The organism is Saccharopolyspora galaxeae (assembly GCF_016526145.1).
GTDB classification, from domain to species: domain Bacteria; phylum Actinomycetota; class Actinomycetes; order Mycobacteriales; family Pseudonocardiaceae; genus Saccharopolyspora_C; species Saccharopolyspora_C galaxeae.
The window spans coordinates 414,401-430,730 of record NZ_JADDUE010000004.1 but is presented as its reverse complement, the minus strand read 5'-3'; the positions used below and the strand labels follow the sequence as shown (position 1 = coordinate 430,730).

Genomic DNA, 16,330 nt, shown 5'->3' with positions numbered 1-16,330 from the left:
TACCGGTCATGGCTGGTGTTCGAGAGCTGAACTGGGACGGCCTGGTCAACGGCCGGGACCTGGGCGGGCTGCCCGCCCGTCGGGGGCGGAGCGTGCGGCGGGCAGCGCTGGCCCGCTCCGGCAACGTCGCGCGGTTGCGCCCGAAGGGCTGGTCGGCGCTGTGGGGGCACGGCGTGCGCACCGTCATCGACCTCACCGACCCCGGCGAGGACGGCCCGGACCGCGCGCCGCGGCCGCCCGGACTCAGCACCGTGCGGTTACCGCTGGACGACAGTTCCGACACCGAGTTCTGGCAGCGCTGGGGTGGCCCGCTGTCGTGCACACCGCTGTACTACGCGGAATTCCTGGAGCGCTACCCGGAGCGCGTTGCCGAGGTGGTGCGTGCCGTGGCCCGCGCCGAACCGGGCGGTGTCCTGGTGCACTGCGGCGGCGGCCGGGACCGCACCGGCCTGATCGTGCTGGTGATGCTCGCGCTGGTCGGCGTCCCCGCGGAGGAGATCGCCGCCGATCACGCGCTGAGCCACGAGCCGCTGCGGCTGCTGGCCGCGGCCGAGGGCCGGGACGACGACGCGCCGAAGATCGCCGAACTGCTCGCCGAGCACGGGCGCACCGCCGAGGACGTGCTCACCTCGATCACCGAGACGGTGGATTTCCCGGCCTTGCTCAGCGCGGCCGGGCTTTCCGAACTGGACTTGCAGGCGCTGCGCGCCCGGCTGCTGGACGACCGAGCCGGTTCGCGGCGCAGCAGGGGCGGGCCGATGCAGGCGCGCAGGCGTTCCGCGCGCCGGTCCGTAGGCTTCCACGCATGTGGTTGTGGTTGCGCGCGTGGCTGCGACGCGACCCGCGGCAGGCTCGCTTCCTGACCGCGGCGTCGCTGCGCTGGGTGCTGCGCAACCGCGCCTTCACGCCCTGGTACCTGGTCCGGTACTGGCGGCTGCTGAAGCTGCGCGTGCGGCAGCCGCACATCGTGCTGCGCGGCATGGTCTTCCTCGGCCGCGACGTGGAGCTGAGCTGCCGGGCGGGCCTGGCCCGGATGGAGATCGGCCGCTGGGCGCACTTCGGCGACGGCACCGCGGTGCGCTGCCACGAGGGTTCGCTGCGCATCGGCGACAAGGTGGTCTTCGGCAGGCACGACACCGTCAACTGCTGGCTGGACGTGGAGATCGGCGCGTCCACGCTGGTCGCGGACTGGATCTACCTGTGCGACTTCGACCACGGCACCGGTGACCTCGCCCGCCCGATCAAGGACCAGGGCATCGTGAAGACACCGGTGCGCATCGGCCCGGACTGCTGGCTCGGCGCGAAGGTCACCGTGCTGCGCGGCACCCGCGTCGGCCGCGGTTCGGTGCTGGGCGCGAACGCCGTGGTGCGCGGCGACGTGCCGGAGAACTCCATCGCCGCGGGCGTTCCCGCGCGTGTCGTGCGCCACCGGGCCGATGCGGAATGAGCGCTGCGGCACACCGGTTCGGGGATGCCGGTTGCTTGCATGACCACTGCTCAGCGGCTACGCCGCTGACAAGACAAGGACCCAAGACCAAAGTGAGCCCTTATTCGGAGGCGCCGCCCCGGTCCGGTTCTCTATCCTGGAACGAAGTATGGGCAAGTCACCTGTGAACTCCCCGCTGGCCGATCTGCGCGAACGCCTGCCCGGGCTGATGTTCGGCGATCAGCAGCGGCTGCGCCGCCGCATCGAGGGCGCGCGCAAGATCCGCGACGCGCAGGCGCTGGACTCGGTGGCGGACGAGATCGCCAGCGACGTCGCCGCCGCCGAACTCCGCGTCGAGCAGCGCCGCGCGGCGATGCCGCGGATCAGCTACCCCGAGCAGCTGCCGGTCAGCGCCCGCCGCGACGACCTGCTCGAAGCGATCCGGGACAACCAGGTGGTGATCGTGGCCGGTGAGACCGGCTCCGGCAAGACCACCCAGATCCCCAAGATGTGCCTGGAGCTGGGCCGCGGCGTGCAGGGCGTGATCGGCCACACCCAGCCGCGCAGGCTGGCCGCGCGCACCGTGGCCGAGCGGGTCGCCGAGGAGCTCGGCACCGGGCTCGGCGACGCGGTCGGCTACCAGGTGCGGTTCACCGCGCGCACCGGCGATGCCACGCTGGTCAAGCTGATGACCGACGGCATCCTGCTGGCCGAGATCCAGCGCGACCGGCTGCTGCGGCAGTACGACACGCTGATCATCGACGAGGCGCACGAGCGCAGCCTGAACATCGACTTCATCCTCGGCTACCTCAAGGAGCTGCTGCCGCGCCGCCCCGACCTGAAGGTGATCATCACCTCCGCGACGATCGACCCGGACCGGTTCTCCCGGCACTTCGACGACGCTCCGGTGGTGGAGGTCTCCGGGCGCACCTACCCCGTCGAGGTGCGCTACCGGCCGCTGGTGGAGGAGTCCGCGGACCCGGACGAGCCGGTCGTCGAGCGGGACCAGCCGCAGGCCATCTGCGAGGCCGTCGGCGAACTGTCCGCCGAGGGCGACGGCGACGTGCTCGTGTTCCTCAGCGGAGAACGGGAGATCCGCGACACCGCGGACGCGCTGGAACAGCTGCGGCTGCGCAACACCGAGGTGCTTCCGCTGTACGCGCGGCTGTCCGCGGCCGAGCAGCACCGCGCGTTCCAGCCGCACACCGGCCGCCGGATCGTGCTGGCCACCAACGTCGCGGAGACCTCGCTGACGGTGCCCGGCATCAAGTACGTGATCGACCCGGGAACCGCGCGGATCTCCCGCTACAGCTTCCGCACCAAGGTGCAGCGGCTGCCGATCGAGCCGATCTCGCAGGCGTCGGCGAACCAGCGCAAGGGCCGCTGCGGCCGGGTGTCCGAAGGCATCTGCATCCGGCTGTACTCCGAACAGGACTTCTTGGCGCGCCCGGAGTTCACCGATCCGGAGATCCTGCGCACCAACCTCGCCTCGGTGATCCTGCAGATGACCTCGCTGGGGCTCGGCGACATCGGCTCGTTCCCGTTCGTGGAGCCGCCGGACAGCAGGCAGATCACCGACGGCGTGCACCTGCTGCACGAGCTGGGCGCGCTGCAGGAGTCCAAAAAGGACGCCCGGCGCGAGAACGGTTCCGGCCGCAAGCTGACCGAGGTGGGCCGCACGCTCGCGCGGTTGCCGATCGATCCGCGGCTGGCGCGGATGGTGCTGGAAGCCGAGCGCAACGGCTGCCTGCACGAGGTCCTCGTGATCGCCGCTGCACTGTCCATCCAGGACCCGCGGGAGCGCCCGGCGGAGCACCAGCAGGCGGCGGGCGAGAAGCATTCCCGGTTCAGCGACTCCGAATCCGACTTCCTGGCGTTCGTGCACCTGTGGCGCTACCTGCGCGAGCAGCAGCGGGAGCTGTCGTCGAACCAGTTCCGCAAGCTGTGCAAGGCGGAATTCCTGAACTACCTGCGCGTGCGCGAGTGGCAGGACCTCTACTCGCAGCTGCGGCAGATGGCGAACGGGCTGGAGATGTCGCTCAACGACGAGCCCGCCGACGCCGCGCGCGTGCACCAATCGCTGCTTTCCGGGCTGTTGTCGCACATCGGGCTCAAGGACACCGACAAGAAATCCGGCAAACCGCAGCGCGGCGCCACCGAATACCTCGGCGCGCGCAGCGCGAAGTTCGCCATCTTCCCCGGTTCTTCGCTGTTCAAGAAGCCCCCGCAGTGGGTGATGGCCGCCGAGCTGGTGGAGACCTCCCGGCTGTGGGCGCGGGTGGTGGCCCGGGTCGAACCGGAGTGGATCGAGCGGCTGGCCCAGCACCTGGTCAAGCGCAGCTACAGCGAACCGCACTGGGAGAAGAACCGCGCCGCCGTGGTGGCCAGCGAGAAGGTCACGCTCTACGGCGTGCCGCTGGTGGCGGGCCGCAAGGTCACCTACGGCAAGGTCGACCCGCAGCTGAGCCGGGAGCTGTTCATCCGGCACGCGCTGGTGGAAGGGGACTGGGACACCGATCACCAGTTCTTCCACGACAACCGCAGGCTGCTGGCCGAGGTCGAGGCGATGGAGGAACGCGCCCGCCGCAGGGACATCCTGGTCGACGACGAGACGCTGTTCGAGTTCTACGACCAGCGCGTCGGCGCGGACGTGGTCTCCGGGCGGCACTTCGACAGCTGGTGGAAGAAGACCCGCCGCGAGCAACCGGACCTGCTCAACTTCGAGAAGTCCATGCTCATCAACCAGGAATCCGCGCGGGTCACCGGCCACGACTACCCGGACACCTGGCAGCAGGACGGGCACCGGCTGGCGCTGACCTACCAGTTCGAGCCGGGCGCGGACGCCGACGGCGTCACCGCGCACATCCCGCTGCCGGTGCTCAACCAGATCGAACCGGCCGGGTTCGACTGGCAGATCCCGGGGTTGCGCGAGGAATTGGTGGTGGCGCTGCTGAAGTCGCTGCCGAAGTCGTTGCGCCGCAACTTCGTTCCGGTTCCCGACCACGCGCGGGCCGCGCTGGACCGGATGCCGGTGATGGCGGCGCCGCTGCCGGACGCGCTGGCCGAGCAGCTGCGCCGGATGACCGGCGTGACCGTTGCGCCGCAGGACTTCGACTTCGACTCGGTGCCCGAGCACCTGAAGATGACCTTCCGCGTCATCGACGGAAAGGGCGGCAAGGCCGGGGAATCCAAGGACCTCGGCGAGCTCAAGCGCCGGTTGCGGCCGAAGTTGCGCGCGGAGATCTCCGCGGCCGCCGACTCGGTGGAGCGCTCCGGAGTGCGTTCGTGGGACTTCGGCGAACTTCCGCAGACCTTCGAGAAGGACCGCGGCGGCAACGCGGTGAAAGCCTACCCGTCCCTTGTGGACGAAGGGGACAGCGTCGCGGTCCGGATGTTCGACACCGAGCACGAGCAGCGCCGCGCGCTGTGGCAGGGCACCCGCAAGCTGCTGCTGCTGAACCTGCCGTCGCCGGTGAAGTCGTTGCAGCGCGGCATGAGCCCGCGCACCCGGCTGGTGCTCAGCGCCGCACCGCACGGCGATGTGGTGCAGGTGCTCGAAGACTGCCGCAGCGCCGCGGTCGACAAACTCGTCGCGGACGCCGGTGGTCCGGTGTGGACGCAGAGCGGTTTCGCCGCGCTGCAGGAGCGGGTGCGCGGCAGGCTCGGCGAGGTCGCCGCGGACGCGGCTGCCAGGACCGAGCGGGTGCTCGCGGTGGCGCAGCGGGTCGATTCGGCGCTTGCCGAACGGTCCCGGTCGATGCCCGCGGAGTCGCTGGCCGATGTCAAGGAACAGCTGGAAGGGTTGCTGCATCCCGGTTTCGTCACCGAGTTCGGCTGGGACCGGTTGCCGGACGTGGAGCGCTACCTGCGGGCTCTCGAGCAGCGGCTGGAGAAGGTGCAGCACCACCCGCAGCGCGACCGGGACCGGCTCGCGCAGGTCGACGACGTGCAGGAGCGCTACCGGGACGCGCTCGACGCGCTGCCCGCCGGGCGCTCGCCGGGCGAGGAGCTCCTGCGGGTCGGCTGGATGATCGAGGAGTTCCGGGTCTCGCTGTTCGCCCAATCCCTCGGCACCCCGCACCCCATCTCCGCCAAGCGCATCCACCGCGCCTTGGACGAACTCACCCGCTGACCGGCTTCGCCGCCCGACACGCCCCGCCGCCACTCAACAGAACGCCTACCACCCGGAGCGAAATAGATCGGACGAATGGTCCGTTCACTCGGAAAGATCGAGTGGCGACACGGGTGGAGTGGCCGGAATCAGCGGCGGTCGAGGACGTTGCCGGTCGCGATCTTGGGGCGGGCCAGCGCGGGGTGTGCGCCGGGGACCGCGGCTGCGTAGACCGCGGCGGTGCCTGCGGCGATGGTGTGCCAGTCGAAGTCGTTGCGCAGCCGGGACTTCGCCCGCCGCGCCCGGATTCGCGCGACCGCCGGATCGGCCAGCACCCGGCTCACCGCGTCCGCCAGCCGCTCGGGCGCAGCGGGCGGGAACGTCACGCCGGTGCGCCCGTCCACCACCAGTTCGCCGAGCCCGCCTGCCGTGGAGGCCACCAGCGGCGTCCCGGCCGCGGCGGCTTCCAGCGCCACGACCCCGAACGGCTCGTACCGGCTCGGCAGCACGACCGCGTCCGCAGCGGCCAGCAGCGCGGCGAGGTCCGTGTCGGGCAGGTGCCCGGCGAACCGCGCGGAGACGCCGAGCTCGTCGGCCCGCTCCCGCAGCCGACTCTGGTAGCTGCCGCGTCCGGCGATGACCAGTTCGGTTCCGCGGTGGCGCTGCCGGATCAGCGGCAGCGCGGCCAGCAGGTCCTGCACGCCCTTCTCGAACTCCAGGCGGCCGAAGTGCAGCAGCAGCGGAGACCGCCCGCGCCCGGCCCGCGCGGCCGCCACCGCGTGCTCCGGCACCTCCCAGGTGCGCGGCTCGATTCCGTTGTGCAGCACGGTGATCCGCTCCGGCGGCAGCTCGAACAGCGCGCTGACCTCGTCGCGCATCGCCGCCGAGCAAGTGATCAGCGCGTCCGCGCGCTGCGCCAGCCACCACTCCACGGAATGGATCTGCCGGTTGTGGCTCTGCGAGAGCCAGCCGCCGTGCCTGCCCGCTTCGGTGGCGTGCACGGTCGCCACCAGCGGCACCGAGCAGGCGTCGGCGAGCGCGATCGCCGGGTGCGTGACCAGCCAGTCGTGCGCGTGCACCACGTCCGGGCACCATTCCCGCAGCAACCGGTAGCCGGCGCGGAGCATGGCGTGACCCATCGCCAGCGTCCACGCCACCAGGTCGTGCTCGAAGGTCAGGTGCGGCGGGTCCTCGGCGGCCCGCACCAGCCGCACGCCATCGGCGACCGCGTCGGTACCGGGATGCGTCGAGGCATCCGTGCCGCCGGCCTGCCTGCACAGCACGACGACTTCGTGGCCCTGCGCGGCGAGGTGCCGGGCCAGCGCGTGCACGTGGCGGCCGAGTCCGCCGACGACGACCGGCGGGTATTCCCAGGACAGCATCAGCACGCGCATGAGATGAGATTCCTTCCGGCAGCTCCCGGAACAGGACGTTTGCACGCCGGGCCCGGCCGCGCATGATCACTCGATCCGCGCGGGCACTACCGCAACGAGCGTGCGTCGAGGTGCCCGAAGATCCCGTCCTGCGACCGGAGCCCGCGAGCGAACTCGGCCGCTTCGGCGTGCGCACCGCGCTCCACCAGATCGACGAGCCGGTGCGCCCGTGCCGCGTGCAGCCGCGCGCGCCCGCGCGCGTAATCCGCACCGGTCTCGTGGCTGATCATGAACGCCCAGTCGCTTGCCAGTGCCAGCAGCACCTCGCGCAACAACTGGTCCCGCACCGGATCGCGCGCTGCTGAGCCGGGAACGCGCCGCAGGTGCCGCAGCGCCCGTTCCTGCAGCGCCCGGTTCGCCTCGGCGATGTCGGAGACCGCGTCGCCGCACCACGTCCGCCAGTCGTTGCCCACGCCCCACGAGGTTTCCGGCAACTGCACCGGCGCACCGACGTGACCGGCTTGCACGGCCCCGCGCAGCGTCGTCACGCGCACTCCCGCCGCAGGCAACGCGCGCAGCACCTTCTCCAGCCATGACGGACCCTCGAACCACCAGTGCCCGAACAGCTCGGTGTCGAAGGCCGCCACGACCAGCCCGCCGCGCTGCGCCAACCGGTTCGTGACCGCTGAGACGAACTCGCGAGCGTGGCCGTCGACCGCCGCGGCGGCTCGCGCCGGGTCGTACGGCTCCTTGTCCCCGGGATCCACGTCGCGCCCGGTGATCCGCGCCGGTTTGAGCCCCACGGCGTGGTCGAACGTGTGGAAGTCGCGGTAGTCGGAATGCGCCGGATAGCCGGTGGCCGACCAAACCTCCTCGCTGAGCGCGACGTCGCGGCCGAAGCACAGCACATCGCCGCCGACCGGGTGCGCCACCGAAACATCCTCCAGCGCGCCGCCGTCCACCAGGAATCGCCGCACCCCGGCCGCCGCGTACTCCCGCTCCATTCCGGGCCGGTGCGCGCATTCCGGCGCCCAGATTCCGTCCGGCCGCACGCCCCATCGCAGTTCTGCGTCGTTTAGTCCGATCTGCAGCGCGAAATCCCGCATTTCCGGTTCGAGCATTGGCTGGAAGGGATGCGTGGCGGGACCACCGAGCAGTTCGACCGTCCCGGACTCGATCAGCGGCCGCAGCACCGGCGAAGCGCCGTGCCGCCACCGCGCCCCGAACTCGGCCAGCCGCTCACCCGCGGCGCGGTGCTCGGCCGCGGCCAGTTCCCGCAGCACCGGGTCGCCGCGCCAGCGCGCCGCCGCTTCGTGGCTGCGCAGCCGCCAATTCCCCAGCCAGTGGTGGAAGGACCGCAGGCAGCGCGGATCGTCCAGCCCCGCGGCCAGCGACGGTGTGATCCCCAGCGTGAGCACGTCCCGGCGGCCTTCGGCGGCGAAGCGCTCCAGCATCCCCGCCAGCGGCAGGTAGCAGTGCGCCCACGCCTGGTGCAGCCATTCCTCTCCGACCGGCCAGCTGCCGTGCCCGGCGAGCCACGGCAGATGGCTGTGCAACACCAGGCAGAACGCGCCGATCGGTTCGGTCACGCGGAGACACTACGACCGCCGCAGCAGCGCCGCCGCGAGCGACCGGCGAGTGCGTTCACACCACCGGCGAGACCGTGAGGCCGAGCGCGCCAGGTCCGGCGTGCGCGCCGATGATCGCGCTGGTCTCGGCGATCACGACCCGCCGCGCCTGCGGCACCGCGGCGCGCAACTGCTCGGCCACCTCGTTGGCGCGGTCGGCGTACTGGAAGTGCTCGATGCCGATGTCGACCGGCCCGTTCCCGGCGCGCTGCGCGGCCTGCCGCACGGCCTTCTTCAGCGCCCGGTCCGGGCCGCGGCCCTTGACCATCGGTTCCAGGACGCCTTCCCGCAGCACCAGCACCGGTTTGATCGACAGGGCGCTGCCCAGCAGCGCTTGCGCCCGGCCGACGCGCCCGCTGCGGCGCAGGTACTCCAAGGTGTCCACGTAGATCATCTGCGTGGTGCTGCGCAGCCGCCGGTCCAGCACCGAGAGCACGCCCTGGGTACCCGCCCCGGCCGCCGCGGCTTCGGCGGCGGCGATCACCGGGTAACCGATTCCCAGCCCGCACAGCCGGGAGTCCACCACGTACACCGGCAGGTTGATCTCGGCGGCGGCGCTGCGCGCGGAGTCGCAGGTCTGCGAGAGACCTTCGGAGATGTGCACCGACACGATCGACTCGACGCCCGCCGAGACCGCGTCGGTGTAGTTCCAGAAGAAGGCGGGCGGCGGGGGAGGGCTGGTCTCGACCGCGACGCCGTCGCGCATGGCCTGCGCCAGGTCGGGGTGCGGGATTCGGCGTTCGTCGTTCTCCAGCTCGCCGAGCTTCAATTCGAGCTGTACGACGCAGATCCCCAGTTTGTCGGCGACATCGACCGGGATCGAAGCGGTCGAGTCCGTCACGAGGGCGACGCGGTTGTTCATGGCGTGCAGGCTAGTCCCGAGATGTTCGCTTCTGGATGTGGTTTCTGTAGGTGGCGGTACTCACCGCGGTATCGGAGTCGACGGAGTAAGTGAGTACTGTCACGGGATACGCTGGTTGCACCGGGGCTACCGACAAGTAACATCCGGGGTGGTTGGCGTCACTGTGCCACCGACACTGTGACGTGGCAAGGTCGAACTTCCCGGTAACGATGCGCAACCGTCGGCCGGAACCCCGCAAGCACGTATGAGTCGTCGTCAGTCCGCAGGAGGTCGAAGAGGACCCATGAACATCGTCGTCCTGGTGAAGCAGGTGCCCGATACGTGGTCCGAGCGCAAACTCGCTGACTCCGACCACACGCTCGACCGCGAGTCGGCGGACGCCGTGCTGGATGAGATCAACGAACGTGCGGTGGAAGAGGCGCTGCTGATCAAGGAGGCCCAGGGCGGCGAGGTGACCGCCGTGTGCATGGGTCCGGATCGCGCGACCGACGCCATCCGCAAGGCGCTGTCGATGGGTGCGGACAAGGCGATCCACCTGTCCGACGAGGCGCTGCACGGCTCCGACGCGGTGCAGACCGCGAAGGCGCTGGCCAAGGTCATCGGCACCGTCGAGTCGGTGGACCTGGTGATCGCGGGCAACGAGGCCACCGACGGCCGCGTGGGCGCGGTCCCGGCGATGCTGGCCGAGCTGCTGGGGCAGCCGCAGCTGACCTACGCCCGCAAGGTCTCCACCGACGGTTCGACCGTGAGCATCGAGCGCGAGACCGACGCCGGTGTGGTGAGCCTGGAGGCGAACCTGCCCGCGGTCGTGTCGGTCACCGAGAAGATCAACGAGCCGCGCTACCCCTCGTTCAAGGGCATCATGGCGGCCAAGAAGAAGCCGGTCTCCGCGCTGACGCTGGCCGACGCGGGCATCGACCCGTCCGAGGTCGGGCTGGCCAACGCCGGTTCGCAGGTGACCGAGTCCGCGCCGAAGCCGCCGAAGGAAGCCGGTCAGCGCGTCAACGACGAGGGCGACGGCGGCACCAAGATCGTCGAGTTCCTGGCCGCCGAGAAGCTCGTCTGAGTCCACTGGTTTCGCGAGGAGAGTCAAAGTCATGTCTGAGGTTCTGGTCCTCGTCGACCACGCCGGTGGCGAGGTGAAGAAGGTCACCGCCGAGCTGCTGACCGCGGCGCGGCGTATCGGTGAGCCGTCGGCGGTGGTGGTCGGTGAGCCGGGCACCGCCGACAAGCTCAAGGGCGCGCTGGCGTCGCAGGGCGCGGAGAAGGTCTACGTCGCCGAGTCCGCGGACGCGGGCGGCTACCTGGTGACCCCGTCGGTGGAGGTGCTGGCCTCGCTGGTGGGTTCGGCGTCGCCGGCCGCGGTGCTGGTGCCGGGTTCGGTGGACGGCAAGGAGATCGCCGGGCGGCTCGCGGTCAAGCTCGGCTCCGGTCTGCTGTCCGAGGTCGTCGACATCGACGGCGACGGCGTGGGCAGCCACTCGCTGTTCGGCGGTACCTACAACGCCAAGGCCAAGGTCGCCTCCGGTACGCCGGTGGTCACCGTGCTGCCGGGCAGCGTGGACGCCGAGCCGACCGCCGGTGCCGGTGCGGAGCAGGCCGTCGAGGTGCCCGCGCTGGACGGTTCGAAGAACGCGAAGATCACCGGCACGCAGCCGGTGGAGGCCGGGGACCGGCCCGAGCTGACCGAGGCCAGCGTGGTCGTCTCCGGTGGTCGCGGTGTCGGTTCGGCCGAGTCGTTCGAGGTCGTGGAGACCCTCGCCGACTCGCTGGGTGCCGCGGTTGGCGCCTCGCGCGCGGCGGTGGACTCCGGTTACTACCCGCACCAGTTCCAGGTCGGCCAGACCGGCAAGACCGTGTCGCCGCAGCTGTACATCGCGCTGGGCATCTCGGGTGCGATCCAGCACCGCGCCGGGATGCAGACCTCGAAGACGATCGTGGCGGTCAACAAGGACGCCGAGGCCCCGATCTTCGAGATCGCCGACTACGGCGTCGTCGGCGACCTGTTCAAGGTCGCCCCGCAGCTGACCGAGGAGGTCGGCAAGCGCAAGGGCTGAGCGCTCGAACGCTTCGGCGGGCCGCGTCCATTCGGGCGCGGCCCGCTTTTTCGTCTCAGGGCCGGGCGGCGAGCCCGCGCGGACCGGGAACGACCAGTTGGCCGTCGGTGATCACCATGAAGCGTTCGAGTCCTGGCACGACGGTGCTGACCACGGTCAGCTCCGCGCTGGTGTGCAGCTCGCGCACGAGCGGGGTGAAGCCGTGCGAGGTGAGGATGCGAACGAGCCGTTCCAGGTGGCCGTCCGGAGCGCCCGGGGCGATGGTCGGTGCGTACGGCACCACCTCGGCTTCGAGCAGCCTCGGGCCGAGGTTCATCAGGTAGCAGTCGTGGAACGGCGGGTACTCGGCGGTCCAGTCCCGTTCCTTGTCTTCGTCTTCGCGTTGCGTGCTGCCCGCCATTAGTTGCAGCAGCTCGATCAGCGCCCGCCGGATGGCGTGCTCGCGGGACAACGACGCGCCTGCACCGCGCACTCGCGCCGGTTCACCGGGCTGCGGCGGGAGGTAAGCGAGCACGGCGGGGATTCCGAGGCTCGTCGTCATGTCGATGAGCTGCACGCTCCCGCCGCTGCGTTGCCGCGCGATCCCGTGCAGTTCGGCGAGGTTGTCGGGAAGGGTAGCGGGGTCGACGACGGTCAGCGGCGCCGGGCTTGCGGCGAGGAACGTGTTGATCAGCATCAGCGAGAAGGCGTCGCGCTCCACGATCTCGTTGATCGCGTGGACGGTGGCCTCTTCCCGCGTGGAACCCGCCGCGCAGCCGCTGTTGAGCGAATAGCGCAGCACGCCCGCGTAGTCGTAGGTGTCGCCGAGTTCGCGGCGTTCCGGCTCGAAGGCGTCGCTGACGTAGTCGGGAGACGTCAGGAACGCCGGCAGCAGGGTCGCCGCGTCGTCGGACAGGTTCCGGAACGGCAGGCAGGCGATCGGCTCGTCGGGGCCTTCCGCGAGGCGGGCGCCCACGACATCACCGGTCAGCTCGGTGGCGGCTTCGCGCGCTGAGCGCAGGACGATGTCGGGGGTCTTGTGCTGCTCGCGGCCGAAGTGGTGCTCCAGCGCCTCGAAGATCGCCCCGACCTGGGCGGGCAGCCGGTATCCCTTGCCGGAGCCTGCTCCGCTCGGCACCGGCTCGCCGTTGCGGTCGTGCAGGACGCACCGCCACAGCGCGGGGTCATCGCCGAGCGGGTCGAGTTCTGCGGTCCACCCGAACCGCCGGACGGCTCGCTCGCCGTTCGACAGCGCCGTCCGCCAGTCGCAGGACCGCTCACCGGCTTGCGCGTGCTGATCTCCGTCGATGGTGCGCAATGCAACGCCTCGCTTTTGATCGAGTGTTCGTGGGAGCGGTGCAAGCGATTCGCGGACAATTCGTTCGCGCTGAACAGGAATCGTTGCTGAAACCGCACGGTCGGCTGCGTGGTGGATTTCGGCCGGGCACCCGGCGAGGTGTGCCGCTTGCGCCGGGTGCCCACGTCGTCAGCGCTTTGCTGCGCCGGTCCGCTGCTGGTCCTGCTGCTGGTGCTCGCGAACGAGGTGCGCGATCACCTGCTGCTCGGCCTTCGACAGTTCGAGCTTTTCCGCTCGTGCGGCGGCAATATCCTTGGCAATGAGAACACCCATTTTTTCCTCCGTTGCGGGGTCGACGCGGGCGATGAGCCCATTGTGCGCATTCGGAGTTTGCGCGGGTGGGCGAGATCGCGTCAACGGGGCGCATTCGGATGGACTACGACGGAAGTAGCACATTCCGCAAATGTGCTGTTTTCGGTCCGGTTCTGCCGAATCCGTTGCGGCGCGCGAAATTCCGCGCCGGTGCGAGTTCTCAGCGATTCTCGTCGCGGCCGCGGCAGGCGAGCTTGTCGGCGCGCTCGTTCTCCGGGTGCCCGGCGTGGCCCTTGACCCAGTTCCACTCGACGGTGCCGTGCCGCTGCGCTTCGGCTTCCAGCCGTTGCCAGAGCTCGGCGTTCTTCACCGGCTGCTTGGACGCGGTCTTCCAGCCGTTGCGCTTCCAGCCCGCGAGCCATTCGGTGATGCCCTTGAGCACGTAGGTGCTGTCGGTGTGCACCAGCACCACCGGCATCGGGCGGGTCAGCGCCGCGAGCCCTTCGATGACCGCGGTGAGTTCCATCTTGTTGTTCGTGGTGCCCGGCTCACCGCCGTGGAGCTCGCGCTCGTGCGTTCCGTAGCGCAGCACCACGCCCCAGCCGCCCGGGCCGGGATTGCCGCTGCACGCGCCATCGGTGAACAACTCGACGCGGTCGCGCGCCCCGGCTTCGTCCTGCTGCGGCATCCCCGCAACCTAGCGCGCGGGCGAACCCGGCCCGCCACCCCGGTCACCCGCGGACCACGAGACTCCCGCGCGACACGCGCACGCGTCGTTCTGCCGGGGAGCTTTCGCGCCGAGTGAACGGCACGTTCGACCAGTCTTGTGGGACGAGCGGTCCGTTCGCTTGGAGAACTCCGGGGGCGCGGGAACTTCCGGGATGCGGTGTTCGTTGGGCCGGTCAGGGCAGGCCAGTGCGGTAAGTACCGGGCATTCACCGAAAATTCCTATTGCGTGTCCTCAGCGGTCCTACTGCGCTTTCTGCGCGCGGCGATACACCTGCGGGCATGTCCGAGTCGACGCTGCTTGCCAGCACCGCTCCAGCGGGATCTCCGACCACTGCCACCACTCCCTATTCGCTGCTCGTGGCCCGGGACAGCGACGAGGTGCGGGCCGCGCAGCGGCTGCGCTACGAAGTGTTCGCCGAAGAGATGGGCGCCACCGTGCACGGCGACGCGCCGGGCGTGGAGACCGATCCGTTCGACGAGCACTGCGACCACCTGATCGTCCGCGACGACCGCACCGGCGAAGTCGTCGGCACCTACCGGATGCTGCCGCCGGAGCGCGCTCGGGAAGCGGGCGGGCTCTACTCCGAGACCGAGTTCGACCTGTCCGCGCTCGGGGAACTGCGCCCCGCCCTGGTGGAAACCGGCCGTTCCTGCGTGCACCGCGACCACCGAACCGGCGGCGTGGTGAGCCTGGTGTGGGCCGGAATCGCCCGCTACATGCTGCTCCACGGGCACACCTGGCTCGCCGGGTGCGCCTCGGTGCCGCTGGACGACGGCGGCGCGCTCGCGGCGAAGGTGTGGGACACGGTTTCGGCGAAGCACTACGCGCCGGAGGACTCGCGGGTGCAGCCGTACCTGCCGTGGAACCCGGAACCCGTCGAGCGCACCCACCGCGGTCCGCTGCCCCCGCTGCTGAAGGGCTACCTGCGGCTCGGCGCGCAGGTGTGCGGGCGGCCCGCGCACGACCCGGAGTTCGGGGTCGCGGACTTCTTTGTGCTGCTCGACTTCACCCGGATCGACCCGCGCTACCTGCGGTTCTTCCTCGGTGCCGCGGCATGACGCACAGATGGGCGCCGGATTCGCCGTGCGGCCCGGGCTGCCTGCCCAGGCCGGGGTCGGTGCGCCGCGCGGGAACGCACCGCGTGGCGCTGCGGCTGGCCGGGGCCGCCGGGCTGATGCTCGCGGGCATCGGGGTCGCGGTGGTGTTCGCGCTGCTGTGGCGGTCCGCGCGCACTGCGCTGGTGCGGTCGTGGTTCCGGGCGCTGCTGCGGGTGCTGGGCATCCGGTTCGCGGTGCGCGGTGAGCACCGGCTCGATTCCGGGGCGTTGGTGGTCACCAACCACGTTTCGTGGCTCGACGTGGTCGCGCTGATGGCGGTGCGCCCGATGCGGCTGCTGGCCAAGACCGAGGTGCGGTCCTGGCCGGTGATCGGGCCGCTGGCCGGGCGCGTCGGCACCCTCTACATCGACCGGGAGCGGTTGTCCGCGCTGCCCGGGGCGGTGCGCACGATCGCCGACTCGCTGCGCGGCGGCGCCGTGGTCGGAGCCTTCCCGGAAGGCACCACGTGGTGCGGTCTCGCGTCCGGCAGGTACCGGCCCGCGGTGTTCCAGGCGGCGGTGGACGCGCGGGTGCCGGTGCAGCCGGTGGCGCTGCGGTTCAGCGCCGGTGGGCGGCCGACGACCGCTGCGGCGTTCGTCGGCGAGGCGACGCTGCTGGAATCCGTGCTCGCGGTGGCTCGGGTCCGGGATCTGGTGGTGGAGCTGTCGCTGCTGCCCGAGATGGACGCGGCCGCGGTTGGCGATCGCCGGGAACTGGCTCGCCGCACCGAACGCGCCGTGGCAGAGGTCACCGCACCCGCCGAGCCGCACCTCCCGCACCTGCCGCAGCCCGCGGCGGCGTGAGCCCGGGCGGTCACCCGCGGGCTCAGGACCCTTCCGGCGGTGCGGTGTAGGCCGCCGTCGTGCGATCCGCGCACGCCGTGGCCTGCGCCTCCGGCGTTCCGGCGGCGATGTTCGCCGCGCACCACGCCTTGCTGCTGAGCCACGCGAACCGGCTGCCCTCCGCGGACCCGATCCATTCCGCCCCGTACGCCGAGTCGCCGGTGAAGTGCACCGCGAGCCCGAGCAGCCCCATGTCCCAGCCGACGCCCACGGCTCCCGGCCCGTACTCGGCCCAGTTGTCGTTGTCGAGTTCGATGTGGCGCAGCTCCATCCGCGTGCTGCTCGCGTCCTCGGCGGTCAGCCGCACCTCGATCCAGCTCGTCGCGCCGCCGAACTCCCAGGTCGCGTCGAAGCCGTTCGGCGGGTCGCAGCGCTGCACGGTGCCGCCCGCGTTGCCCTCCAGCTGGTAGCGGCCGCCTTCGGACAGGTCACCGCTGATCGGCATGAACCACCGGGGAATCCGCTCGGCGTTGGTGCAGGCGTCCCAGACGTCCGCCACGGGCGCCGGGCAGCTCTGCGCGATCGTCACGACGTTCGCCGTGCCTGCTTCGAGTTCGCGAGTGCCCACCGTGCGGGTGACGGCATTGATCTGCTGCTCGACCTCGGGCATCGGTGC

General features: G+C 70.9%; 14 protein-coding genes. 7 read left to right on the top strand and 7 right to left on the bottom strand.

The annotated features are described in order from the left end of the window. Window positions 1-8: 8 nt before the first annotated feature. The 3 genes from INP57_RS12340 to hrpA all read left to right on the top strand — a co-directional run bounded on the left by INP57_RS12340 (window position 9) and on the right by hrpA (window position 5,558). Window positions 9-863, top strand: coding sequence for a tyrosine-protein phosphatase (locus INP57_RS12340; RefSeq protein ID WP_200070275.1), 855 nt, complete (start codon window positions 9-11; stop codon window positions 861-863). After that, window positions 806-1,447, top strand: coding sequence for an acyltransferase (locus INP57_RS12335; protein WP_200070274.1), 642 nt, complete (start codon window positions 806-808; stop codon window positions 1,445-1,447). The genes INP57_RS12340 and INP57_RS12335 overlap by 58 nt, the downstream gene beginning before the upstream one ends. A gap of 148 nt (window positions 1,448-1,595) precedes the next feature. Then, window positions 1,596-5,558 carry an ATP-dependent RNA helicase HrpA gene (gene hrpA / locus INP57_RS12330; protein WP_200070273.1) on the top strand — a complete coding sequence of 1,321 codons (3,963 nt, stop codon included), beginning with the start codon at window positions 1,596-1,598 and terminating at the stop codon, window positions 5,556-5,558. A 128-nt stretch (window positions 5,559-5,686) separates the two neighbouring features. Here the strand turns inward: hrpA and INP57_RS12325 are convergent, their stop codons facing one another. From INP57_RS12325 to INP57_RS12315, 3 genes are all read right to left on the bottom strand, one after another. Beyond that, complete coding sequence (locus INP57_RS12325) at window positions 5,687-6,931, bottom strand: glycosyltransferase family 4 protein (protein WP_200070272.1); 1,245 nt, start codon at window positions 6,929-6,931, stop codon at window positions 5,687-5,689. A gap of 86 nt (window positions 6,932-7,017) precedes the next feature. Next, window positions 7,018-8,499: a 1,4-alpha-glucan branching protein domain-containing protein gene (locus INP57_RS12320; protein WP_200070271.1), complete on the bottom strand. Its 1,482-nt coding sequence runs from the start codon at window positions 8,497-8,499 to the stop codon at window positions 7,018-7,020. 55 nt (window positions 8,500-8,554) lie between these two features. After that, the gene (locus INP57_RS12315; protein WP_200070270.1) at window positions 8,555-9,400 is read right to left on the bottom strand and encodes a DegV family protein; all 846 of its coding nucleotides are present in this window, start codon (window positions 9,398-9,400) and stop codon (window positions 8,555-8,557) included. Between the two features lie 283 nt (window positions 9,401-9,683). On the opposite strand from INP57_RS12315, the gene INP57_RS12310 reads away from it, so the two are divergent. Both INP57_RS12310 and INP57_RS12305 read left to right on the top strand, forming a co-directional pair. Further along, window positions 9,684-10,466, top strand: coding sequence for an electron transfer flavoprotein subunit beta/FixA family protein (locus INP57_RS12310; protein WP_200070269.1), 783 nt, complete (start codon window positions 9,684-9,686; stop codon window positions 10,464-10,466). Between the two features lie 31 nt (window positions 10,467-10,497). Beyond that, window positions 10,498-11,457, top strand: a complete 960-nt coding sequence (locus INP57_RS12305) for an electron transfer flavoprotein subunit alpha/FixB family protein (protein WP_200070268.1) — start codon at window positions 10,498-10,500, stop codon at window positions 11,455-11,457. A 55-nt stretch (window positions 11,458-11,512) separates the two neighbouring features. Here INP57_RS12305 and INP57_RS12300 read toward each other — a convergent pair whose 3' ends face one another. The 3 genes from INP57_RS12300 to rnhA all read right to left on the bottom strand — a co-directional run bounded on the left by INP57_RS12300 (window position 11,513) and on the right by rnhA (window position 13,733). Beyond that, window positions 11,513-12,754, bottom strand: coding sequence for a YcaO-like family protein (locus INP57_RS12300; protein WP_200070267.1), 1,242 nt, complete (start codon window positions 12,752-12,754; stop codon window positions 11,513-11,515). 168 nt (window positions 12,755-12,922) lie between these two features. Beyond that, window positions 12,923-13,066, bottom strand: coding sequence for a hypothetical protein (locus INP57_RS12295; RefSeq protein WP_200070266.1), 144 nt, complete (start codon window positions 13,064-13,066; stop codon window positions 12,923-12,925). 199 nt (window positions 13,067-13,265) lie between these two features. Continuing rightward, window positions 13,266-13,733: a ribonuclease HI gene (rnhA, locus tag INP57_RS12290; protein ID WP_200070265.1), complete on the bottom strand. Its 468-nt coding sequence runs from the start codon at window positions 13,731-13,733 to the stop codon at window positions 13,266-13,268. Between the two features lie 320 nt (window positions 13,734-14,053). Between rnhA and INP57_RS12285 the strand changes: the two genes are divergently transcribed. Next, a complete protein-coding gene (locus INP57_RS12285; protein WP_200070264.1) occupies window positions 14,054-14,833 on the top strand; it encodes a GNAT family N-acetyltransferase in 780 nt (259 codons plus the stop codon). Then, a complete protein-coding gene (locus INP57_RS12280) occupies window positions 14,830-15,675 on the top strand; it encodes a lysophospholipid acyltransferase family protein (RefSeq protein WP_200070263.1) in 846 nt (281 codons plus the stop codon). Before INP57_RS12285 ends, INP57_RS12280 begins: the two co-directional genes overlap by 4 nt. Window positions 15,676-15,697: 22 nt before the next feature. On the opposite strand, the gene INP57_RS12275 is transcribed toward INP57_RS12280, so the two are convergent. Beyond that, complete coding sequence (locus INP57_RS12275; RefSeq protein WP_200070262.1) at window positions 15,698-16,324, bottom strand: SRPBCC family protein; 627 nt, start codon at window positions 16,322-16,324, stop codon at window positions 15,698-15,700. Between the last annotated feature and the right edge of the window lie 6 nt (window positions 16,325-16,330).